Below are 22,140 nucleotides of genomic sequence, written 5' to 3' on the forward strand. Positions count from 1 at the left end.
GCCAATATCGGCGAGTGGCAGCGCGACGTGCACGCGGTCTCGGTCCCCTACCGCAGCCCCCAGGCCGATACGCCGATGCTGTCCTTCAACCTCGGCGGCTATGCCTTCTCGCTGCCCAAAGACCGGCTGGAGAACGAGCTCGGCCCCAAGCTGGTCGAACTGTCGCGCATGGTCAGCCGCACCGGGTACTGACCACCTTCCCTCTATCCGATGGCTGGAAATACTGCGGGGGAGACGCGCGGAGCGCGGCGGGGGCGAGAGCCCCCTCGCCACGTCGGAGGTGTCGGAAGCCGGGAGGGGGCTCTGCCCCGCCAGCCTGCGGCTGGCTCCCCCGCAGTATTTCCAGCCATCGGATAGAGAAAGAAGGGGAGCCCTTCAGACCGAAGCGCTCCAATCGCGTAGGGTGGGTGCCAACCCACCACTCCCTCAAGGCACCAGCGCGATCTTCCCCGTGGCACCGCGCGCCAGCACGCGGGTCAGCACCTCGGCGGCGTCGGACAGCCTGTAGCGGCCCTCGATCACCGGCTTGACCTTGCCTGCCGCATGCCAGCCCAGAAGCTCGGCCATGTTGGCCTTGTAGGCCTCGGGTTCTGCGCGGGTCCAGTTGCCCCAGAACACGCCGACCACTGCGAATTCCTTCACCAGCGCAAGGTTCACCGGGAACTTCGGGATCTCTCCGCTGGCGAAGCCGATGACCAGCAACCGCCCGTTGCGTGCCATGCAGCGGCAGCCCGCGTCGAAGGCCGCCCCGCCCACCGGATCATAGAGCACATCGACCCCGTGGCCGCCGGTGATCTCCTTCACCTGCGCCTTCAGGTCGTCGTAGCCGATGGCGTGATCGGCGCCGCTTTCCAGCGCGAGCGCCCGCTTCTCCTCGGTCGAGCAGACCGCGATGACCTTCGCGCCCATCACCTTGCCGATCTGGATCGCCGCGATCCCCGTGGCCCCTGCCGCACCGAAGATCATCAGCCATTCCCCCGCCCGCAGCGCGCCGCGCTGCTTCAGCGCGTGATGCGAGGTGCCATAGGCCACCAGCAGGGCACAGGCCTCGGCGGCGTCCATCTCCGCCGGGATCTCCATCACCCGATCCGCCGCACAGAGCGCCTTTTCCGCGTAGCCCCCCGTCGAGACCGCCGCCAGCACCCGCGTGCCGGGGCGCAGCGAGACGCCCTCGCCGACCGCTTCGATCCGGCCGGCAACCTCCATTCCCGGCGTGAAGGGCCGGTCGGGACGCGACTGGTAGAGCCCCTGCACCAGCAGCCCGTCCGGATAGTTCACCCCGGCCGCCTCGGTGGCGATCAGCACGTCGCCGGGTCCGGGAACCGGGTCTGCGACCTCGTCCCAGGCGAGGTCCTGCAAGGGTCCGAATTCATGGCAGATGATGGCTTTCACGTCGTTCCTCCCTCGTGATTCGGCGGGCCGGACAGCGCCGTGTCACCGCCCCGGCAGGCTAGGCCATCGCCCAATTTATATCATTGAAAACATTCATGAATGAGTAAATTTTCGCCCACCAGTCATGCTGCGCCGCAGCAACCTTCCGGACTGCGGAATTTGAGTGGAAAAATATTCCGCAGACAGGGTGTATCCCCTTGGGCGAACGGCCAACCGGGGCTACATTTCCGTCATGACTCTGGGAGGAGACACGCCATGGAAGGCATGATGATGCACCGGCCGCTGCTGGTGTCGACGATTCTCGAATATGCGATGAACGCCCACCGGAAAGCCGGCATCACTTCGGTGCGCACCGAGGGGGACACGCATTCCTACAACTACCCCGAGGCGGGCGTGCGGATCGCCCAGCTGGCCCATGCGCTGCAGGCGCGCGGCATCACGCTGGGTGACCGCGTGGCGACCCTGGCCTGGAACGGCTACCGGCACTTCGAGCTTTACTACGCCATCTCGGGCATCGGCGCGGTCTGCCACACGATCAACCCCCGGCTCTCGGCCGAGCAGCTGATCTACATCGTCAACCATGCCGAGGACCGCATCCTCTTCCTCGACACCACCTTCGTGCCGATCATCGCCGCGGTGAAGGAGCACCTGCCCGAGGACATGACCTATGTGATCATGACCGACCGCGCGCATATGCCCGACACGCCCTTCCCCGCGCTCTGCTACGAAGAGCTGCTCGAGGGCCAGCCCGGGCAGATCACCTGGCCCGAGTTCGACGAGAACACCGCCTGCAGCCTCTGCTACACCTCCGGCACCACCGGCAATCCCAAGGGCGCGCTCTATTCGCACCGCTCGACGGTGCTGCATGCCTTCACCATCGCCATCTCCCTGCGTCACAGCTTCGGCGAGGGGCGCGCCATCCTGCCCGTCGTCCCGCTGTTCCATGTCAATGCCTGGGGCCTGCCCTATGCGGCGCCGCTGGTCGGGGCCTCGCTGGTGATGCCGGGCCCTGCGCTGGACGGGCCCAGCCTCTTTGCCCTGATGGACCGCGAAAAGGTCTATTCCGCCTGGGGCGTGCCCACCGTCTGGATGGGCCTGCTGGCCGAGATCCGCGCCCAGGGCCGCAAGCCCGAGAACTTCGGTGACGTGGTAATCGGCGGCTCAGCGGCACCGAAGGCGATGATCGAGGGCTTCGAGAAGATGGACATCTCCGTTGGTCACGCCTGGGGCATGACCGAGATGTCGCCGGTCGGCACCCACGGCTGCCTGCCCCAGTGGATGGAGGCCCTGCCCTTCGAGGAGCGCATCGCCGCCAAGGCCAAGCAGGGCCGCCGGGTGTATGGTGTCGACCTGAAGATCGTCGACGAGGACGGCCGCCCGCAACCGCAGGACGGCAAGGCCATCGGAGAGCTCTTCGTGCGCGGCAATGCCGTGGTCTCGGGCTACTTCCGCAATGAAGAGGCCAGCGCCAAGGCGCTGGATGCCGAGGGCTGGTTCGGCACCGGCGACGTGGCCTCGATCGACCCGGACGGCTTCCTGGTGATCCAGGATCGGGCCAAGGACCTGATCAAGTCGGGCGGCGAGTGGATATCCTCGATCGACCTCGAGAATGCCGCCATGTCCCTGCCCGGCATCGCCAATTGCGCCGCCATCGGCGTACCGCATCCCCGCTGGGATGAGCGCCCGGTGCTGGTCGCCGTGGCCTCGGGCGAGGCGCGGCCTTCGCTGGACGAGATCCGCGAACATATCTCGCCCCATTTCGCCAAGTGGCAGCTGCCCGATGACGTGATCTGGGTCGATGCCCTGCCGATGACCGCCACCGGCAAGGTCAGCAAGCTGAACCTGCGCAAGCAGCTGGTCGACTACGAACACCCCGAGCTGCGCGAAACCGCCTGAGCGCGGAGAGTAGGACAGGAAAGGGCGCCCCGGGGCGCCCTTTTTCGTCGCTCACGGGAAGACCAGCAGCGGCCCGGGGTCGTCCACGGTCCCCATGGCCGGGGCCGCGAGATCCGGCACCGCCTTCGGCGCCGAGAGGCAGCGCCCCGCCATGTCGGTTAGGACATAGACCTGCCCCGGGGCGCCCTCCAGCCGCATCCTCTCCTTCATCGCGCCCTCGGGCACGACCTCCTCGGTTCCGGTGAACTGGTAGACCAGCGCCGGGGCGCCACTGTCGTTGCGGAGGTGGAAGAAGGTCCAGCCCTCTTCGCCGACCGGGACCGAGGCCGGATCCGGGCAGCCCTCGCCCAGCAGGGGCACCTCGGTCAGGTCGGCCTCGTAGGCCGGGCCCTCGGCGGCCCCGGCGCAGTCTGCCAGCCCGCGCCGGATCGCCGGCAGGTCGGTCAGCCGGAAGATGCCGCCGCCGTCCTCCCACTCGGGGTGCAGGTCGATCCAGGCCGCCCCGTCGAGCGCTTCGGCCAGCGCCGCGCCGCCGTCGATCACCCGGTCCCACTCCTCCTCGCCCAGCATCACGGGGAAGAGCCTGCCATCGACCGAGACCTGCTGATCCGGCAGCACCTCGAAATAGGCGTCGGTCGACAGCACCAGCCCCTGCGCACCCTCGCGGATCGCCAGGGTCGGCCCCGCCGAGACGTTGAAGGCGGTGCAGCGGAACTCTCCGCTGTCGCCCCACCAGTCGCCGAGGATCGCCCAGGCTCCGACCTCGAGCCTCACATGGGCCTCCGCCCGCGCCATCGCCGGGCCCAGAAAAAGCGCCGCGCAGAGCGCGACCAGTGCGTCCGTCCTCATGAGTTGCTCCCCCCTGTTGCCCCATGGCAGCAGAAAGCCCCCGCGCCGGTCAAGCGCGGAGGCCCTGAGATGTCATGACAAGTTGCGTCATCACGCGTCCGCAGACCGCCTGCCGGGGTATCGGTTGGGGATCGTCACCGTTCCCGGACAGGACTACGCCGGTGTTGTTCCGGAAGGCTCCCCCGGAGCCTTTGCCCGGGGCCGACGGCCCCGGGTTCGGGGTTTCACACCTCCAGCCACTCCTTGCGGATGTCGTCGCGGGTGGCGAACTCGGCCGGGGTGCCGGAATAGACGATCTCTCCGTGCCCCATCACATAGACCCGGTCGGCGATCTTCAGGGCGATGGACAGCTTCTGCTCGACCAGCAGGATCGAAACCCCGGCCCTGGCGATTTCGGCGATCATCTCCCCCACCTGGGTGACGATCAGCGGGGCGAGGCCTTCGGTCGGCTCGTCGATGATGATCAGCTCAGGGTCACCCATCAGGGTCCGGCACATGGTCAGCATCTGCTTCTCGCCGCCCGAAAGCACCCCCGCCGCGTTGTCGGCACGACGGGCCAGGTTGGGGAACATCTCCAGCATCTGCTCGATCGACCAGCGCCCGGGCTTGCGCATGTTCTTGATGCCCAGCATCAGGTTCTGGCGCACCGTCATCGTCGGGAAGATGTCCCGGCTTTCCGGCACGTAGCCCAGGCCCATGCGCGCGATCTTGTGGTTCGGCAGGCCAGCGATCTCCTGGCCCCGGAAGCGGATGGAGCCCTGCGGTGCCACCTCGCCCATGATCGCCTTGGCGGTGGTCGAACGCCCCACGCCGTTGCGGCCCAGCAGGGCGATGACCTCGCCCGGCATGATCTGCATGTCGACCCCGTGCAGCACGTGGGACTTGCCGTAGTAGGCATGCAGGCCACTGACCTGCAGCATCGGCTCCTGGGTGGTGTCCAGACTCATGCCGCGTCCTCCGCCTCTTCGCCCAGATAGGCTTCGCGCACCCTGGCATCGCCGCGGATCTGCTCTGGCGTGCCGGTGGCAATGATCTCGCCGTAGACCAGCACAGAGATCCGGTCGGCGAGGTTGAAGACCACGCCCATGTCGTGCTCGACGATCAGCAGGGTCTTGCCCTTGCTGGCCTTCTCGATCAGCGCCACGGCACGGTCAGTTTCCGAGTGGCTCATCCCCGCCGTCGGTTCGTCCAGCAGGATGACCTCGGCGCCGCCCGCGATGGTGATGGCGATCTCGAGCGTGCGCTGATCGGCATAGGGCAGCAACGCGGCGGGGGTGTTGCCCTTTTCCAGCAAGCCGACCTCGTTCAGGATATGCGCCGTCTTTTCCGACACCTCCCGCAGGTTGCCGATATTGCGCCAGAAGGAATAGCCGTAGCCCATCGAGTGCAGCACGCCGCAGCGGACATTCTCGCGCACCGTCATGTTGGTGAAGATGTTCGACACCTGGAAGCTGCGCGACAGCCCCATGCGGTTGATCTCGAACGGCTTCTTGCCGCTGATCAGCGCGCCGTTCAGCCGCACCTCTCCCGAGGAGGGCATGAAGCGGCCCGAGATCAGGTTGAACAGGGTGGACTTGCCCGCCCCATTCGGCCCGATGATCGCGTGACGCTCGCCCCTGGCGACGCTGAGGTTGACGCCCTGGATGATCTTGGCGGGGCCGAAGCTCTTGTGCAGGTCGGTCAGTTCGAGGGATGCGGTCATTTGCTCTCTCCCTTGGCGGCTTTCATCACCATGACGACGCCCAGGACCAGCGGCAGTACGCCAAGGGCCCAGGTCAGCGGGTTGTCGGTGCCAAGATGCAGGCCGAAGGGCTCGAAGACCTCGCCGTAGCCCTCGGACCAGCGGAAGGCGACCTCGACGATGGTGATCACCGAGGTGGCGATCAGCGCCAACCCGGCCAGCCGCAGCAGCCAGCTTTGCCAGACCTCGCCGAGACGACCGGCACGGAGGGTGTCGGCGGTGCCGTAGACGATGCCCGCGATCCCGTTGGGCAGGAACATCACCACGCCGACGAACATCAGCCCGAGGTAGAGCAGCCAGCCCACCGTGTAGTCCGACAGGTTAGAGCCCATGTAGGTCATGACGATGGCGCCCATGATCGGGCCGGTGAAGTAGCGGATGCCACCGACGTAGGTGGCGATCAGGATCGCCCCCGAGGGGATCAGCGACAGGCTTTCGGGGGTGAAGATCTCGTCCTGCACCGCCGACATGCCGCCCGCCATCCCGGCGAAGGCGCCGGCGAAGATGAAGACCAGGTAGCGCACCCGCTGGGGATTGTAGCCAACGAACTCGACCCGTTCGGGATTGTCGCGCGTCGCTTCCGACAGCTTGCCCAGCGGGGTGCGGGTGAAGGCATAGGTGCCCAGCACGCCGATGAAGGTCCAGAAGGCGATGAACCAGTAGACCTCGTCGACCGGCCCCAGAGAGAGGCCGGCGAATTCGGGCCCGCCCATGCGGTCGGCCGAGATGCCCATCTCGCCGCCGAAGAGGCTGTCGAACATGAAGCCCGCCGCCGCGACCAGCTCGGCCACGCCGAGGGAGATCATCGCGAAGGGGGTGCCCGAGCGACGACAGGAGGGCCAGCCGATGATGGCCCCAGCCAGCGCCCCGGCGCCGAAGCCGAAGGCGGGCATCGAGAAGATCGGCACCGCCCCCCAGAAGCCCGAGCCCTCGGCCACCCAGTTCATCACATGGACGGCGAAGTAGCCGCCAAGGCCCATGTAGACGGCATGGCCGAAGCTGAGCAGGCCGGCGCGGCCCAGAAGCATGTTGTAGCTGAGCGCGAAGACGATGGTGATGCCCATGTGGTTCAGCAGCGTCACCATGCTGCGCGACGGGTTGAACAGCGGGATCACCAGCAGCACCACCGCGAAGAGGATCAGCGGCACGGTGCGCTGTCGGAACTTCTCGGCGCGGGTCGGTTCCAGCGCGGCGTAGGTAGCGGTCATGTCGGTCATACTTCACGTTCTCCCATCAGTCCGCGCGGACGGATCATCAGGATCAGCACCAGCAGCAGGAAGGGCAGCATCGGCGCCATGGAGGCGATGGTGATCTCTCCGACCTCGGTATGGGGGCCAAGGCCGAGGAAGCCGAAGATATCGGCCAGCGAGGCGTTGATCGAGATGGCAGAGGTCTGCAGCAAGCCGATCAGCATGGCGGCGACGAAGGCGCCCTCGAGGCTGCCGAGCCCGCCGACGACCACCACCACGAAGACGATGGGGCCCATCTGCACCGCCATGGCCGGGTCGGTGACGAAGTAATTGCCCCCGATCACGCCGGCCAGGCCCGCCAGCGCGCAGCCGACGCCGAAGACGGACATGAAGATCAGCGGCACGTTGTGGCCGAGGCTGCCGACCATGTGCGGATGGGTCAGCGCCGCCTGGATGATCAGACCGGCGCGGGTCTTCTTCAGCAGGTACCACAGCGCCACCAGCATGAAGGCCGCCACGAAGAGGATGAAGATACGATAGGCCGGGTACTGCGCCCCGTAGAGGGTGAACAACGGGAAATCCAGCAACTCGGGCACGCGGTAGTTCACCGCCGTTCGGCCCCAGAAAATCTTGACCACCTCGTCGATCAGGTAGGCCAGGCCGAAGGTGAAGAGCAGTTCGGCCACATGCCCCTGCGCATGGACGCGCCGCAGCCCGTAGCGCTCGACCACCATGCCCACGAGTCCGACGAGGACCGGGGCGAGGAAGAGCGCGATCCAGAAGGAGGTGCCCTCCATGATCGTGAAGGCAAGGTAGGCGCCCAGCATGTAGAAGCTGGCATGTGCGAAGTTCAGCACGCCCATCATGGAAAAGATCAGCGTCAGACCGCTGGACAACATGAAGAGCAGAAGCCCGTAGATCACGCCGTTGAGCAGCGCGAAGACCAGAGTTTCCATGGTTCATTCCCGAAGTTTGTCCGCCCCGAAGGGGTCAGGCGCCACACGAAGGGACCGCGTGGCGCCCGGTTTGTGACTGGGGCCTTACTCGGGCCGCTGCATCTCGCAGGTCGAGGGCTCCATCGCGGCTTCGGCCGAGATCGTGCCGCCCTCCACCAGGCGCCAGCCCAGGTCGGTGTTGTCGACCGGATAGGTCATGTCATGGGCGACGGTGGTGATGTAGAGCGGCTGCTGGATCTGGTGATCCTCGGCCCGCATGGTCGCCGTGCCGTAGCCGTCCTCGATGGACAGCCCCTCGAGCGCATAGGCCACGTCGATGGGATCGTTGCTGCCCGCCTTCTCGGCCGCGGCATCGAACATGTTCAGCGCCACGAAGGCCCGGTGGTAGTAGTAGTCGTAGTCCGGGAACCGCGCCTTGTACTCTTCCACGAGGGCGTTCTGCTCGGGGCTGACGCCCTCCATGTTCGCCGCCAGTTCCGACACCTGGTAGAGCGTATCCACGGCACCGTCGCCAAGCGCCGCCACGGCCCCGTTAGACCCACCATAGAAAGTCAGGTATGGAATCTGCTGCCCCGCGTCGGCGGAGGCCTTGACCAGCAGGGTCATGTCCTGACCCCAGTTGCCGGTGATCACCGCATCGGCGCCCGAGCTGATGATCTTCTGCACGTAGGGGGTGAAATCCTTCACCTTGGCAAGGGGATGCAGCTCGTTGCCGACGATCTCGATATCGGGGCGCTTGGCGGCCAGCTGGGTCTCGGCGGCATGGGCGACGGCTTCGCCGTGCACGTAATCCTGGCCGATCAGGTAGACCTTCTTGATGTCGTCCCGCGCCGCGATCCAGTCGGTGATCCCGTTCATCTTCATGTCGGTATGCGCGTCGAACCGGAAGTGCCAGAAGCTGCAGGCCTCGTTGGTGAACTCGGGCGTCACCGCGGCGTAATTGAAGAACAGAACCTCTTCACCGGGGTTGCGCTGGTTGTGTTTGTTCACCGCGTCGATGATCGCGGCGGCCACGGACGAGCCGTTGCCCTGCAGGATGTAGCGCGCCCCGCTGTCGATCGCCTTCTGCAGCTGGACCAGCGATTCCTTGGGGCTGACCTTGTTGTCGTAGCCGACCACCTCGATCATGTCGCCGTTCACCCCGCCATTGGCGTTGATGTGCTCGGCGGCAAGAATGAAGCTCTGGTATGCGGGTTCGCCCGAAGAGGCCATGGCGCCCGACAGCGGGTCGATGAAGGCCATCTTGATCGTCTCGGCCTGCGCGGCAGTGACGGCGCACAGGGACACGGCAGCCGCAAGCGCGGCTTTCACGGTCGATTTCATGTTGTTCTCCTCCCTAGATGGAAAACAGGGTATGCACGCCCCATTTCCCTGCCAAGAGGAAAAGGCCTCCGCAGCGGCTTGTCAAGCAATGTGTGAAATTCTATTCTGCAATGCGAAAGACAAACCGTTGGGGAGGACGGTATGCTGGATTTCAGCGACGACCCGGAGGTCTTCCGGGCCAATGTTTCCACGTGGATCGAGACCCATTGCGACCCCGCGCTGAGGGCGATTCCCCAGGCAGAGCGCGAGATCTGCTGGGGTGGCAGGCGCTTCACCTTCGCCTCGCAGGCGCAGCAGGACTGGATGCGCGCCGCCGCCGCCATCGGCATGACCGCACCACGCTGGCCCACCGACTACGGCGGCGCCGGGCTGAGCCGCCTGCAAGAGAAGATCTACCGCGAGGAGCTGGCACGCCTGAACGCCCCCACCCCGCTGGAGAGCTTCGGCCTCTGGATGCTCGGGCCCGCCCTGCTGGCCTTCGGCACGCACGAGCAGAAACGGCACTACCTGCCGCAGATCACCCGCGGCGAAATCCGCTGGTGTCAGGGCTACTCCGAACCCGGCGCCGGCTCGGACCTGGCCTCGGTCCAGACCCGTGCGGAGGACCGGGGCGATCACTGGCTGGTCAACGGCTCGAAGATCTGGACCAGCTACGCCGACCAGGCCGACTGGATCTTCGCCCTGGTGCGCACCGACCGCGAGGCCCCGAAGCATCGCGGCATCTCGTTCATGCTGATCGACATGGAAGCGGAAGGAGTCACAACCCGCCCGATCCGCCTGATCTCCGGCGCGTCCCCCTTCTGCGAGACCTTCTTCGAGAATGTCGTCGTGCCCAAGGAAGACCCCGTCGGCCTGTCCCGCATCGTGGGCGAGCTGAACCGCGGCTGGGATGTCGCCAAGCACCTGCTGACCCATGAACGCGAGATGATCGGCGGCGGCGCGCAGGGGCTTCTGGGCGCCCGATCGCTTGGCGCCTTCCTGGCGGATCTCGACCCCGAGGTGCTCGAGGATCCGGTGCTGAAGACCCGCGCCATGGCGTTGGAAGTCGACAGCCTCGCCACCGCCATGACGCTTGAGCGGTACAGGGACATGGCGAAGCAGGGCGGCGTCGGCCATGCCTCGGCGATGCTGAAATACGCCGGAACCGAGCTGAACAAGCGCCGCTACGAGTTGCTGATGTCCGTCACCGGGTCGGACGGGCTGGACTGGGACGGGGCCCATGGCTCGCTTCCCTCGGAATGGCTGCGCACCAAGGCGAATTCGATCGAAGGCGGCACCTCCGAGGTGATGCTCGACATCCTCGCCAAACGCGTCCTCGACCTGCCCTCGCAATAGGAGACCTCCATGACCCTTTCCCTGGTCCCGACCGAGGACGAAACCCTGCTGCGCGACGCGGCCCGAAGCTTTCTGGCCGAGGCCAGCCCGGTCTCTGCGCTGCGCGGCAATCGCGACAGCGGCAAACCATACGATGCCGGATTTTATCGCGAGATCGCGCAGCTTGGCTGGACCGGCGTGCTGGTACCGGAAGAGGCCGGAGGGTCCGACATGGGCCACCGCGCAGCCGGCATCCTGGCCGAGGAAATGGGAGAGGTGCTGGCCGCCTCGCCCTTCCTCTCGACCGCCGTGATCGCCGCAACCGCCCTGCGGCAGGCGGGCAGCGACCGGCTCGCCCAGATCGCCGACGGCAGCGTCACCTATGCGCTCGCGGTCGACGAAAGGTCGAAATTCTCTCCTGAGCGCAGTGCCTTGCAGGCCATGCGACAGGGCAATAGCTACCGACTGAGCGGGCGCAAGTGCTTCGTCGCCGAGGGCAGCAGCGCAGATCGCCTGCTGGTTCTGGCCCGCACCTCGGGCAGCCCGGGTGAGGCATATGGCCTGACCCTCTTCGACATCGACGCAGCGCGGACAGGCGTTACGCCGCATCGCAGCAGGTCGATCGACAGCCGCGACCACGCCACGCTGATCTTCGAGGACGTCGAGGCCACCGGCGCCGATATCATCGGTGAAATCGACAACGGAATGGCCGCAATCCATACGGCACTGAACGCAGGCCAGGCGGGCATGGCCGCCGAGCTTCTGGGGCTGACCTCCGGGGCCTTCGCCATGACCGCCGGCTACCTGCGCGAGCGCCGGCAATTCGGGCGTACCATCGGATCGTTCCAGGCGCTGCAGCATCGCGCCGCACATCTCTGGACCCAGATAGAGATCACCGCCTCGGCCGTCGCCAATGCGGGCCGCGTGCTGGATGCCACCCCCGAGGCCGCCGACCTAGCCGTCTCGGTCGCCAAGGCCCATGCCACCCAGACCGCGCAGCTCGCCGTCTGTGAAGGCGTCCAGATGCATGGCGGCATCGGCATGACCGATGAATTCGATATGGGGTTCTACATGAAACGCGCCCGCGTCGGCGCCGAATGGTTGGGCGACTACGGCTATCACGCCGCCCGGGTATCCGCCGCGAGAGGTATATGATGTCCCTGAAACCGAACGATCTTTTCGACCTGACCGGCAAGGTCGCCCTGGTCACCGGCGGCGCCACCGGCATTGGCCGCATGGCGGCCGAGGGCCTCGCCTCGGCCGGGGCCCGCGTGCTGATCGCCTCGCGCAAGGCCGAGGCCTGCGAGGCCGCCGCCGCCGAGATCAACGCCCTCGACCTGCCAGGCTCCGCCGAGGGTTTCGCCGGGGACGTCGGCTCCGAAGCCGGGATCGCCGCGCTGGCGGATGCCGTGCGCCAACGTACGGAAAAGCTGCATATCCTGATGAACAATGCCGGGCGCACCTGGGGCGCGCCGCTCGGAGAGTTCCCCTACGACGCCTGGACCAAGGTGCTGGGCCTCAATGTCAGCGGCATGTTCCACCTCACGCAGGCCCTGCTGCCGCTTCTCCGCGCTGCAGCATTGCCCGAAGACCCGGCACGCGTGGTCAACGTCGGTTCGGTCATGGGCGAGATCCCCAAGGGCCAGGGCGCGTATTCCTACGCGACCTCGAAGGGCGCGGTACATCACATGACCCGCATCCTCGCCAATGAGCTAACCCCTGAACATATCACCGTAAATGCCATCGCACCCGGCCCCTTCATGTCAAAGATGATGGCCTTCGCCATCGGCCATGACGAGGGCCGCCGCAAGACCGCCGCCACCGTACCCCTGGGTAGGGTCGGCGCAGAGGAAGACGTCGCCGGCGTCATGCAGTTCCTCTGCGGCAGGGGCGGCTCCTATGTCTCGGGCGCGGTGATCCCGCTCTCGGGGGGGATGCAGGTCGCCACGGCGAAGGCCGCCTTCCTGGAGGACGACTCATGACCATTCTTACGCGTACGGAATACGAAGCGCTCGTCGGGCAGGAGCTGGGCGTGTCCGGTTGGATCGAGGTCAGCCAGCAGCGCATCGACGATTTCGCCCGCTGCACCGAAGATGATCAGTATATCCACACCGATCCGGTGCGCGCGGCGGCCAGCCCCTTCGGCGGCACCATTGCGCATGGCTTCCTGACCCTCTCGCTGCTCTCGACCATGGCCTATGGTTTGCCGCAGATTACGGGCACCGCGATGTCGGTGAACTACGGGATGAACCGCATGCGCTTCATCTCTCCGGTCCGCGCGGGCAGCCGCATTCGCGGGCGCTTTATCCTGAAGTCCGTCGACGAAATCCGACCCGGCGAAATCCAGACGGTAACGGATGTGACCGTCGAGATTGAGGGTCAGGACAAGCCAGCGCTTGTGGCGGAATGGCTTGGCAGACGATATTTCGGAGATGAATCATGAGCATAGCATTTGATGGCCGTGTCGCCATCGTGACCGGCGCGGGGGTTGGCCTGGGCCGCAGCCACGCCCTGGGCCTCGCGGCGCGCGGCGCGAAAGTCGTGGTGAATGACCTCGGCACGGCGACCGACGGCACCGGCGAAAGCTCTGCCGCGGCGCAATCGGTGGTCGAGGAAATCCGCGCGGCCGGCGGCGAGGCCATGGCCCATGGCGCCAATGTGACCGACGCCGCGCAGGTGCAGGATATGGTCGACAAGGCGATCGCGACCTGGGGAAAGGTCGACATCCTCGTCTGCAACGCGGGCATCCTGCGCGACAAGACCTTCGCCAAGATGGAACTGTCCGACTTCTCTTCGGTGGTCGACGTGCACCTCATGGGTTCGGTCGTGCCGACCAAGGCGCTCTGGGAACATTTCCGGACGCAACAGTATGGTCGCATCGTCTACACGACCTCGGCGTCGGGCCTCTACGGCAACTTCGGGCAAGCGAACTACGGCGCAGCGAAGGCGGCGCTGGTCGGGCTGATGAATGTCCTCTGCCAGGAGGGCGCCAAGTACGACATCCGCGCCAACCTGCTGGCGCCGACCGCCGCGACCCGGATGACGGAAGGCCTTCTGCCACAACAGGTTCTTGATCTTCTGCGCCCCGAGACGATCACCCCCGGCCTGCTGACCCTGCTGCACGAAGACGCGCCCTCTCGGATGATCCTCGGCGCTGGCGGCGGCTGCTTCACCGAGACCCGGATCTACGAAACCCCCGGCCTGGCCTTCGCCGACGATGAGCTGGATCCCGACACCATCCATAGCCGTATGGACAAGATCCGCAGCGAAGAGGGTCAGCAGATCATGCCCGGCGCCTTCGCCCAGACCCGCAAGTACGCCGCAATGGCCGCCGCGCTGCGCGGCATCGACCTCGAAGAAAAGTGAACTTCCCGGAAGGATTTCCTAATGCGTGATGCAGTTATCGTCTCCACCGCCCGCACCCCGATCGGCAAGGCCTTTCGCGGAGCCTTCAACAACACCCAGGCGCAGGCCCTGATCGGCCACGCGGTGAAGCACGCCGTTTCCCGCGCCGGGCTCGAGGGACCCGAGATCCAGGATTGCGTCATCGGCACGGCGCTGCAGCAGGGGTCGACCGGCGGCAATATCGGGCGACAGGCCGCGATCCGCGCCGGTCTGCCGACCAGTGTTGCCGGCATGTCGCTGGACCGTCAGTGCGCCTCGGGCATGATGGCCATCGCCACGGCCGCCAAGCAGATCACCCAGGACGGCATGCAGGTCGCCATCGGCGGCGGGGTCGAGTCCATCTCGTTGGTACAGAACCAGAATATGCGCACAGATCGGGCCCGCGACCCCTGGATCCAGGAGCACCGCCCGGATCTCTACATGTCCATGCTCGAGACCGCCGAAATCGTCGCCGAGCGCTATGGCGTGAGCCGTGAAGACCAGGATGCCTACGCGCTTCGCAGCCAGCAACGCACCGCGGCCGCGCAAGAGGCCGGCAGGTTCGACGACGAGATCGTGCCGATGACCGCCACCATGGGCGTAATGGACAAGGAGACCAGGGAGATCTCTTTCCACGAGGTCACCCTGGCCAAGGACGAAGGCAACCGGCCCTCGACCACGCTTGAGGGCCTGTCGAGTCTGGCGCCCGTCTTCAAGGATGGCCAGCAGGTCAAGGAAGGTAAATACATCACCGCAGGGAATGCCTCGCAACTGTCCGACGGGGCCTCTGCCTCGGTGCTGATGGAGGCGAAGGAGGCCGAGAAGCGCGGGCTGCAACCGCTGGGTCGTTATGTCGGCGTCATGGCGGCGGGTCTCGACCCCGACGAGATGGGCATCGGCCCGATCCATGCGGTGCCGAAGTTGCTGGACGCCCATGGACTGAAGATCGACGATATCGGCCTCTGGGAACTCAACGAGGCCTTCGCCTGTCAGGTGCTGCATTCGGCCCGCGTTCTGGGCATCCCCAAGGACCTGCTGAACGTCAACGGCGGCGCGATCTCGGTCGGCCACCCCTACGGCATGTCCGGCGCCCGGATGGTCGGCCATGCGCTGATCGAGGGCAAGCGGCGCGGCGCGCGCTATGTGGTCTGCACCATGTGCGTCGGGGGCGGCATGGGCGCTGCCGGGCTCTTCGAAGTGCTCTGAGCATACGGATGGGTACGCTTTATCTCATCCGTCACGGCCAGGCGTCTTTCGGCGCCGCAGACTACGACGTCCTGTCGGAAACGGGTCATGCGCAGGCGCGCGCCCTGGGTCGCTGGTTCGCGGCCCAGGGGATCCGGCCGGACCGCCTGGCCCATGGCGGGCTGCGACGCCAACGGGAAACGCTGGAATCCATACTTACCGGTATGGATTCCAACGGCTCAGCCGAGGAGCATCCCGGCCTCAGCGAGTTCGACTTCAAGGCGCTGCTCGACGCACGCTTCGCCGCCGAGCCGGCCCCCACCGGTTTGCACGATGACCGGCGCAGCCACTTCCGCACCCTGCGCGACACCGTCCTGATGTGGCAGCGGGACGAGATCGCGGCCGCCCCCGAGAGCTGGGCAGCCTTCACCGCCCGGGTGGAGGCGGCCCGCGCCCACCTGATGCGCGAGGGGGCCGAGACGGTCTTCGCGGTCTCTTCCGGCGGGGCGATCAGCCAGATGATCGCGGCCACGCTTGGCGCCCCGGGAAAGGCCCAGATCGACCTGCAGTTGCAGACCCGGAACTGCGCCGTCGCGCGCTTCGTCTTCACCCGCCGGGGCCACTACCTGAACGGGTTCAATGACACGCCGTTCCTGACCTCGCCCGACGATCCGCTGCTGACCTATTCCTGAGAGGCCATGATGACCAGCGACACCCAGACCCTCGACCTGCCCGCCGTGGAGCGCTGGCTGAAGGACACCCTGCCCGGCTTCCAAGGGCCTGTCAGCGCAGAAAAATTCAACGTCGGGCAGTCCAATCCGACGTTCCGCCTGACGACCCCCTCGCACCGTTACGTGCTGCGCCGCAAGCCCCCCGGCGTGCTGCTGAAATCCGCCCATGCGGTCGAGCGCGAGTTCCGCGTGCAGAAGGCGCTGGCCGGCACCGGGGTCCCGGTGGCGAAGATGCATGTGCTCTGCGAGGACCCCGAGGTCATCGGCTCGGCCTTCTATGTCATGGACGAGGTGCAGGGACGCCATTTCAATCTGCCCGACCTGCCCGAACTGGATCGCGACCAGCGACGCCCGATCCAGCAGGAAATGTCCCGCGTTCTGGCCGCCATCCATGGTGTCGATCTCGCCGCGACGGGCCTGTCGGACTACGGCCCCGAGGGCAATTACTACCGCCGCCAGATCGACCGCTGGACCAAGCAGTACCGCGCCGCCGAGACCGAGACCCGCCCCGAGATGGACGCCCTGATGGACTGGCTCGATGGCAACATCCCCGAGGATGACGGGTTGCGTACGCTGGCGCATGGGGACTACCGGATCGACAACATGCTGTTCGAAAAGGACGCCCCCCGCATCGCCGCCGTGCTGGACTGGGAGCTTTCGACCACCGGCCATCCATACGCCGACGTAGCAGCGGTGATCATGCAGTGGTCGATGCCTTCGGGTCCGGACGGGCGCGGCCTTGCGGGCGTCGACCGCCGGGCACAGGGGGTGATGGAGGACGAGGAGTTCCTCGCCGACTACTGCGCCCGCGCCGGGATCCCCGGCATCGAGGGCTTCGGCTTCTACCTGGCCTTCACCTTCTTCCGCATGGCTGGCATCATCCAGGGCGTCTACAAGCGCGCGCTCGACGGCAATGCCTCGAACCCGGAACGCGGCCGGCAGATGGGGGCGCTGGTGCCCCGCTTTGCCCGCGCCGGTCTGGACGCCGCACAAACTGTCTGAGAGGCCCGATGGACCCGAACCTGGTCGAAGATCCCTATCCGCTGCAATCCCACCTGGGCTTCCGCATCGCCGAATGGCGCAAGGACTACGCGCGCTTCGAACTGCCGATGGAAGACTTCCTGATGAACCGCTACGGCATCCTGCATGGCGGGGTGCATTCGCTGATGTGCGACACCGTAATGGGCTTTGCCGGCTGCTACACCGGGGATCCCGAGGCCCGCGCGCTGGCTATGACGCTGAATCTCAGCGTGAATTTCCTGGCGCAGACAAAGGGCAAGCTGCTGATCGCGGAAGGCTTCCGCACTGGCGGCGGGGCGAAGACCTTCTTCGCCGAGGCGAAGATCAGCGATGAGACAGGCGTTCTGGCCGCCACTGGCACCGGCGTGTTCCGGGTCCGGCAGGGGGGCTGATTTCGGCCTCGCGGCCGAAGCCTCCGGCGGCAGTATTTTCAGCCATCGGATAGGGAAAATACCTCTTATATCTATCCGGTGGCCATAAATACTGCGGGGGAGTCCGCCTTGGCGGACGGGGGCAGACCCCCCGTCTTCCTATCTTACTGTCGCCGTCCGGCGACGGTGTCAGAAAAGCGCCTCGGCCCGGAAGCCTTCGGGGATGGCGTCGGTTCCCTCCAGCACCAGCTCGGCCATGACCTGGCCGACCTTCGGCCCCATACCGAAACCGATCTTGAAGCCGCCGTTGGCGATGAAGTGCCCCGGCCGGCCCGGCCAGGCGCCCAGCATCGGCGCACGGCTGCGGGCGCGAGGGCGGAGCCCTGCCCATCTCTCGACCACCTCGGCATCCCGCAGCACCGGCACGGCGGCGCGGGCGGCGGCAATGACCTCGTCAAGCTGCGCATCGGTGCCGAGACCGTCGAAGTCACGCTCGGAGGTCGAGCCGATGGCGACGGTGCCGTCGGCATGGGGCACCACGTGGACACCGGCAGCAAAGATCTGCGGCACGGTGCCCGCATCATGGCGCAGCACGGCGGCCTGTCCCTTGACCGGCACGCCGATCTGGCGGCCTGCAAGGCGGCTCATCTCCTCCAGACCGGCAGCGCCGGTGGCCCAGATGACGGCGCCCTCATCCGGAGCCTCAGGAACGATCTCGGCGCCCTTCACACGACAGGCGGCGGCCAGCGCCTCGCAGGCCTGGCGGGGGTGCATCCGGGCGGTCAGCGTGTCATGCACCAGCAGGCCCGTCGGGCTGGCGGGTTCCCAAGGCGCGCCGCTGGCGGCGACCACCTGCCATGTGGCGCGCCCCTGCCAGAGCGCGGCCGCCGTGGCCTCACGGCCCCGCGCCAGTTCGACCGCGCGCTCATCCGCCAGCGGCTGCAGCCGCCCCGAGCGGGCGTAGCCGGGGGACAGGCCCGACACTTCGGCCACCTCGGCCCAGAAGCCTTCCGCCATCAGCAGGCTGTCCAGCTGGAAGGCCTTCTTGTCGTTCCAGGTCTCGGGCACATGCGGCGCCAGCGCGCCGACGACCCCGCCCGAGCTGCCGGCGCCGACGCCGAAGGGATCGACCACCCGCACCCGCGCGCCGCGCTGCAGGCAGGCCCAGGCGCAGCTCAGCCCGAAGATCCCCGCCCCGCGTATCGTCACCTCTGCGCTTGCCATTCCCGAGCCCTCACCTCATCTTCGCGCCGAACTCCTAGAGGATAAGACGATGCAGGGCCAGCAGCCTGAAAAGTCGCAGCCTGAGCTTGCGTGGAAAGAGGGCGATGTCCCCGTCGCCACCCGCTTCGACGACCCCTATTTCAGCCTCGGCAACGGGCTGGCCGAGACGCATCACGTCTTCCTTGCGGGCAATGACCTGCCCGGGCGCTTCCGCGACGGCTTCCACATCGCCGAGCTGGGGTTCGGCACCGGTCTGAACCTGCTGGCCGCCTGGAAGCTGTGGCGCGAGACCGGGCAGACCGGCACCCTGCAGTTCACCACCTTCGAGGCCTTCCCCATGGCGCCCGCCGACATGGCCCGCGCCCAGGCGGCCTTCCCCGAGATCGCCGAGGAAGCCGCGCTGATGGCCCCGCATCTCGGCGCCGACAGGTTCGACCTGCCCGGCCTCAGCTTCCGCATGATCACCGGGGATGCGCGCGAAACCCTGCCCGCATGGGCCGCACAGGCCGATGCCTGGTTCCTCGACGGGTTCTCGCCCGCCAAGAACCCCGAACTCTGGGGGGAGGACCTGATGCAGTCCGTCCATGACCATACCGCCCCCGGCGGAACGGCGGCGACCTATACGGCGGCGGGCCATGTGCGGCGCGGGCTGGAGGCCGCAGGCTTTGACGTGACCCGCGCGCCGGGGTACGGGCGCAAGAGACACATGACGCAGGCACGCCGCAGATGACCGAACAGAATACCCGGCGCGCCATCGCGCTGATGCTCTTCACCACCTTCATCTTCGCCTGCCAGGACGCGCTCTCGCGCCACCTGGCGGGGACGTACAACGTCTGGATGGTGGTGATGATCCGCTACTGGTTCTTCGCCGCCTTCGTGCTGGTGATCGCCCGGCGCAATGCCGGCAGCATCCGCGCCGCCGCCAGGACCAGCCAGCCGCTGATCCAGAGCTTCCGCGGCGCCCTTCTGGCGCTTGAGGTCTGCGTCATGGTGCTGGGTTTCACCTACCTCGGCATCATCGAAAGCCAGGCGGTCTTCATCTGCTACCCGCTGATCATCGCCGCCCTCTCCGGCCCGGTGCTGGGCGAAAAGGTCGGCTGGCGCCGCTGGAGCGCCATCGGCGTCGGCTTCATCGGCGTCATGGTGATCCTGCAACCGGGCATCGGCGTCTTCGCCCCCGCCGCGACCCTGCCGCTGATCTCGGCGGTGATGTTCGCCGGCTACGGGCTGGCCAACCGCTATGTCGCGCGCAAGGACAGCGCGGCGACCTCCTTCTTCTGGACCGGCACCGTCGGCGCGGCGGTGATGACCGTCATCGGCATCTGGTTCTGGGAGCCGATGATCGCCCCGGACTGGGCCTGGATGTCGCTGCTCTGCATGACCGGCGTGCTGGGCCACTTCACCCTGATCAAGGCCTACGAGCTGGCCGAGGCCTCGGCGGTGCAGCCCTTCGCCTACTTCCAGCTGGCCTTCGGCGCCATGGTCGCGATCCCCGTCTTCGGAGAGACCATCCGCCTCAACGTCGCGCTTGGTGCGGCGCTGATCATCGGCGCGGGCCTATTCACCTTCTGGCGAGAGCGGCATCAGCGTTGAGCCGGCCAGCTCGGCGCTGAACGGCACCGGCAGCGGATCCCGGCCCAGCCGGGCGCGGTAGATCGGCAGGCTTTCGGCCACGCGCTGCACGTAGTTGCGGGTCTCGCGGTAGGGGATCGCCTCGATCCAGTCGACGATGTCGACCTCCGGGTCGCGGGGATCGCCGTTGCGCTCGATCCAGGCGCGGGCGCGATGCGGCCCGGCGTTGTAGCCCACCGACATCAGCACCACATTGCCCCGGAATTCCCCGGCCAGTTCGGCCAGGTAGGCCGAGCCGAGCGTCACGTTGTGCGGCCAGTCGCGGGTCAGCATCTCGGGCTCATGGTCGATACCCAGCCCGGCGGCGACATTGACCGCCGTGCCCGGCATCAGCTGCATCAGCCCCGAGGCCCCGACATGAGAGCGCGCGGCAGGATCGAATTCGCTTTCACGGCGGGCGATGGCCAGGGCCATCTCCTTGGCGATCGGCAGGGACATGTCGGCCATCGGGTGCAGCGGGAAATAGGCGCGCGGCAGGATCACGCTGCCCGAGGCAGCCAACTTGCCCATGCGCACGGCCAGGTGGGGGTGGCCGCCGGATTCCAGCAGCGCCGAGAGCTGGCGCTGGCCGGTCTCGTCCAGCCCCTCGGCATAGTGCAGCAGGAACAGCTCGGCCAGGTAGGACTGGCCCGAGGCATCCAGCAGCATCGCCGCCTGGCGCAGCTCGGCGCTTTCCACCGGGGTGCCGCGCCATGCCACCTGCGGGCCGGTCGCCCCCAGCCCCTCGTCGAAAGGCAGCCCGCCGCGTTCCGCCGAAAGCAGCCCGTAGAAGGTCGTCTGGTGCTCGGCCCCGGCGGCATAGGCGGCGCGGGCGCCCTCGGCATTGCCGAGCGCCTCTTGCGCGCGCCCGGCCCAGTACTGCGCGCGGGCCAGCGAGATCGGCGTCTCGACCCCCTCGGTCAGCCGCTGGAAATGGCCGAGCGCGACACGCGGCTGGTCCAGCTGGCGCAGGGCGATGTAGCCCGCCAGCCATTCCAGATCGGCAAAGTTGGCGCCCCCGCTCAGCTGGTGTTGGGCGGCAAGCTGATAGGCCAGTTTCGGATCGCCCTCCCACATCTCCTCGCGGGCCCAGAGGCGGCGTTCGGGCGCCCAGAGATCGCCCCGGCCGAGACCCTCGGGAAGCTCGCTCTGCTCCAGCAGGATCTTGCGGGCATCCGCATCGCGGTCGGCGTTCATCGCGGCTCTGAAGCGGGCGTAGGTCAGGGCGGCATCGCTGCGCAGCGTCTTCGGCAAGGCGCGAATCGCGGCATCGGCCTCGTCGTCCCCTGCGCGGGCAAGGCGGCGGGCTTCCGAGAGCTTGGCGGCATCGCCCGTCAGGCGGTCAGCCATGCGCTGCTGGTCGTCACTGGCGCCTTCCCAGAACATCGCCTCGGCGCGGGCGGCGTGATGCGGGGCCAGCAGGGCGGCGTGATCGGCCAGCAGGCGGGTTTCCAGAGACTCGGGCATGGGCATCTCGCGCCAGGCGCGGACAAGCTGCGTCTCGGCCTCGGTACTGCGACCGGCGCCCGCCAGCGCCTGGGCATAGCGGACCGTGCCCTCGGGCGTGCCCGGCGCGCCGCCGTCGAAGAAGGCCAGAACCTGGGCGTCGCTGGCCTCGCGGAAGGCGTCTTCGCTCTGGCGGCGCAGCAGGGCCAGGCCGGGCCAGTCGGGATGGGCAGCCAGGAAGACCAGGACCTCGGTCGCACTGCCCCGTCCGGCGCGCAGGCGCTGCCATTCGATGATCTCGGGGCCGATGGCGCCGTCGCGCAGCGCGATGTCGCGCGCCCTGTCCCAGTCGCCCCGCGCCATGGCGCTGAAGGCCCAGGCCAGCGGCCGTGGCGCCATGCGCGACGGCCCCTCGGCCTGCACCGGAAGGGCCCGTGCCGAAAGGGTCATCGCCAGAAGAGCGGCGAAAACCGGCGTCAAACGTCGCGCTATCACTTGTTTTGGCCC

At 67.2% G+C, this 22,140-nt stretch carries 21 protein-coding genes and 1 pseudogene; 13 read left to right on the top strand and 9 right to left on the bottom strand.

What is annotated here, in order from left to right:
* A pseudogene (locus OS124_RS27250) lies at positions 1-192 on the top strand (hypothetical protein); the annotation flags it as partial.
* Between the two features lie 234 nt (positions 193-426).
* Here the strand turns inward: OS124_RS27250 and OS124_RS0102855 are convergent.
* A complete protein-coding gene (locus tag OS124_RS0102855) occupies positions 427-1,392 on the bottom strand; it encodes an NADPH:quinone oxidoreductase family protein (RefSeq protein ID WP_010137813.1) in 966 nt (321 codons plus the stop codon).
* 255 nt (positions 1,393-1,647) lie between these two features.
* Here OS124_RS0102855 and OS124_RS0102860 point away from each other — a divergent pair, with 255 nt between their 5' ends.
* A complete protein-coding gene (locus tag OS124_RS0102860; RefSeq protein WP_010137814.1) occupies positions 1,648-3,288 on the top strand; it encodes a long-chain-fatty-acid--CoA ligase in 1,641 nt (546 codons plus the stop codon).
* A gap of 51 nt (positions 3,289-3,339) precedes the next feature.
* Here the strand turns inward: OS124_RS0102860 and OS124_RS0102865 are convergent, their stop codons facing one another.
* From OS124_RS0102865 to OS124_RS0102890, 6 genes are all read right to left on the bottom strand, one after another.
* On the bottom strand, positions 3,340-4,137 hold the full coding sequence (locus OS124_RS0102865; RefSeq protein ID WP_010137815.1) for a hypothetical protein: 798 nt from the start codon (positions 4,135-4,137) through the stop codon (positions 3,340-3,342).
* Between the two features lie 224 nt (positions 4,138-4,361).
* A complete protein-coding gene (locus OS124_RS0102870) occupies positions 4,362-5,084 on the bottom strand; it encodes an ABC transporter ATP-binding protein (protein ID WP_202799063.1) in 723 nt (240 codons plus the stop codon).
* Complete coding sequence (locus OS124_RS0102875; protein ID WP_010137817.1) at positions 5,081-5,839, bottom strand: ABC transporter ATP-binding protein; 759 nt, start codon at positions 5,837-5,839, stop codon at positions 5,081-5,083. The genes OS124_RS0102870 and OS124_RS0102875 overlap by 4 nt, the downstream gene beginning before the upstream one ends.
* On the bottom strand, positions 5,836-7,095 hold the full coding sequence (locus OS124_RS0102880; protein WP_010137818.1) for a branched-chain amino acid ABC transporter permease: 1,260 nt from the start codon (positions 7,093-7,095) through the stop codon (positions 5,836-5,838). Before OS124_RS0102880 ends, OS124_RS0102875 begins: the two co-directional genes overlap by 4 nt.
* Complete coding sequence (locus OS124_RS0102885; protein ID WP_010137819.1) at positions 7,092-8,024, bottom strand: branched-chain amino acid ABC transporter permease; 933 nt, start codon at positions 8,022-8,024, stop codon at positions 7,092-7,094. The genes OS124_RS0102880 and OS124_RS0102885 overlap by 4 nt, the downstream gene beginning before the upstream one ends.
* 84 nt (positions 8,025-8,108) lie before the next feature.
* The gene (locus tag OS124_RS0102890) at positions 8,109-9,347 is read right to left on the bottom strand and encodes a branched-chain amino acid ABC transporter substrate-binding protein (protein WP_010137820.1); all 1,239 of its coding nucleotides are present in this window, start codon (positions 9,345-9,347) and stop codon (positions 8,109-8,111) included.
* Between the two features lie 141 nt (positions 9,348-9,488).
* On the opposite strand from OS124_RS0102890, the gene OS124_RS0102895 reads away from it, so the two are divergent.
* Genes OS124_RS0102895 through OS124_RS0102935 form a run of 9 tightly spaced genes read left to right on the top strand, consistent with a single transcriptional unit; the run spans position 9,489 to position 17,373 of the window.
* Positions 9,489-10,682 (top strand): acyl-CoA dehydrogenase family protein, encoded by a 1,194-nt coding sequence (locus OS124_RS0102895; protein WP_010137822.1) that lies wholly within the window; start codon positions 9,489-9,491, stop codon positions 10,680-10,682.
* 9 nt (positions 10,683-10,691) lie between these two features.
* Positions 10,692-11,816: an acyl-CoA dehydrogenase family protein gene (locus OS124_RS0102900; RefSeq protein ID WP_010137823.1), complete on the top strand. Its 1,125-nt coding sequence runs from the start codon at positions 10,692-10,694 to the stop codon at positions 11,814-11,816.
* A complete protein-coding gene (locus OS124_RS0102905; RefSeq protein WP_010137824.1) occupies positions 11,816-12,643 on the top strand; it encodes an SDR family NAD(P)-dependent oxidoreductase in 828 nt (275 codons plus the stop codon). The genes OS124_RS0102900 and OS124_RS0102905 overlap by 1 nt, the downstream gene beginning before the upstream one ends.
* Positions 12,640-13,104: a MaoC family dehydratase gene (locus tag OS124_RS0102910; RefSeq protein ID WP_010137825.1), complete on the top strand. Its 465-nt coding sequence runs from the start codon at positions 12,640-12,642 to the stop codon at positions 13,102-13,104. Before OS124_RS0102905 ends, OS124_RS0102910 begins: the two co-directional genes overlap by 4 nt.
* Positions 13,101-14,027 (top strand): SDR family NAD(P)-dependent oxidoreductase, encoded by a 927-nt coding sequence (locus OS124_RS0102915; protein WP_010137826.1) that lies wholly within the window; start codon positions 13,101-13,103, stop codon positions 14,025-14,027. The genes OS124_RS0102910 and OS124_RS0102915 overlap by 4 nt, the downstream gene beginning before the upstream one ends.
* Positions 14,028-14,048: 21 nt before the next feature.
* Entirely contained in the window at positions 14,049-15,251 is a 1,203-nt protein-coding gene (locus tag OS124_RS0102920; protein ID WP_010137827.1) for an acetyl-CoA C-acyltransferase, read from the top strand.
* Positions 15,252-15,259: 8 nt separating this feature from the next.
* Positions 15,260-15,922: a histidine phosphatase family protein gene (locus OS124_RS0102925; RefSeq protein ID WP_010137828.1), complete on the top strand. Its 663-nt coding sequence runs from the start codon at positions 15,260-15,262 to the stop codon at positions 15,920-15,922.
* Between the two features lie 9 nt (positions 15,923-15,931).
* Positions 15,932-16,963 (top strand): phosphotransferase family protein, encoded by a 1,032-nt coding sequence (locus OS124_RS0102930; RefSeq protein ID WP_029375121.1) that lies wholly within the window; start codon positions 15,932-15,934, stop codon positions 16,961-16,963.
* Between the two features lie 8 nt (positions 16,964-16,971).
* On the top strand, positions 16,972-17,373 hold the full coding sequence (locus OS124_RS0102935) for a PaaI family thioesterase (RefSeq protein ID WP_010137830.1): 402 nt from the start codon (positions 16,972-16,974) through the stop codon (positions 17,371-17,373).
* Between the two features lie 168 nt (positions 17,374-17,541).
* On the opposite strand, the gene OS124_RS0102940 is transcribed toward OS124_RS0102935, so the two are convergent.
* A complete protein-coding gene (locus OS124_RS0102940; RefSeq protein WP_010137831.1) occupies positions 17,542-18,576 on the bottom strand; it encodes an NAD(P)/FAD-dependent oxidoreductase in 1,035 nt (344 codons plus the stop codon).
* Positions 18,577-18,625: 49 nt separating this feature from the next.
* On the opposite strand from OS124_RS0102940, the gene mnmD reads away from it, so the two are divergent.
* Entirely contained in the window at positions 18,626-19,306 is a 681-nt protein-coding gene (gene mnmD / locus OS124_RS0102945) for a tRNA (5-methylaminomethyl-2-thiouridine)(34)-methyltransferase MnmD (protein ID WP_010137832.1), read from the top strand.
* Positions 19,303-20,169, top strand: a complete 867-nt coding sequence (locus tag OS124_RS0102950) for a DMT family transporter (RefSeq protein ID WP_010137833.1) — start codon at positions 19,303-19,305, stop codon at positions 20,167-20,169. The genes mnmD and OS124_RS0102950 overlap by 4 nt, the downstream gene beginning before the upstream one ends.
* On the opposite strand, the gene OS124_RS0102955 is transcribed toward OS124_RS0102950, so the two are convergent.
* Positions 20,134-22,113, bottom strand: a complete 1,980-nt coding sequence (locus OS124_RS0102955; RefSeq protein ID WP_010137835.1) for a lytic transglycosylase domain-containing protein — start codon at positions 22,111-22,113, stop codon at positions 20,134-20,136. The genes OS124_RS0102950 and OS124_RS0102955 overlap by 36 nt on opposite strands.
* Positions 22,114-22,140: the final 27 nt, after the last annotated feature.

This window comes from Oceanicola sp. S124 (assembly GCF_000220565.1).
Lineage (GTDB): Bacteria > Pseudomonadota > Alphaproteobacteria > Rhodobacterales > Rhodobacteraceae > Pseudooceanicola.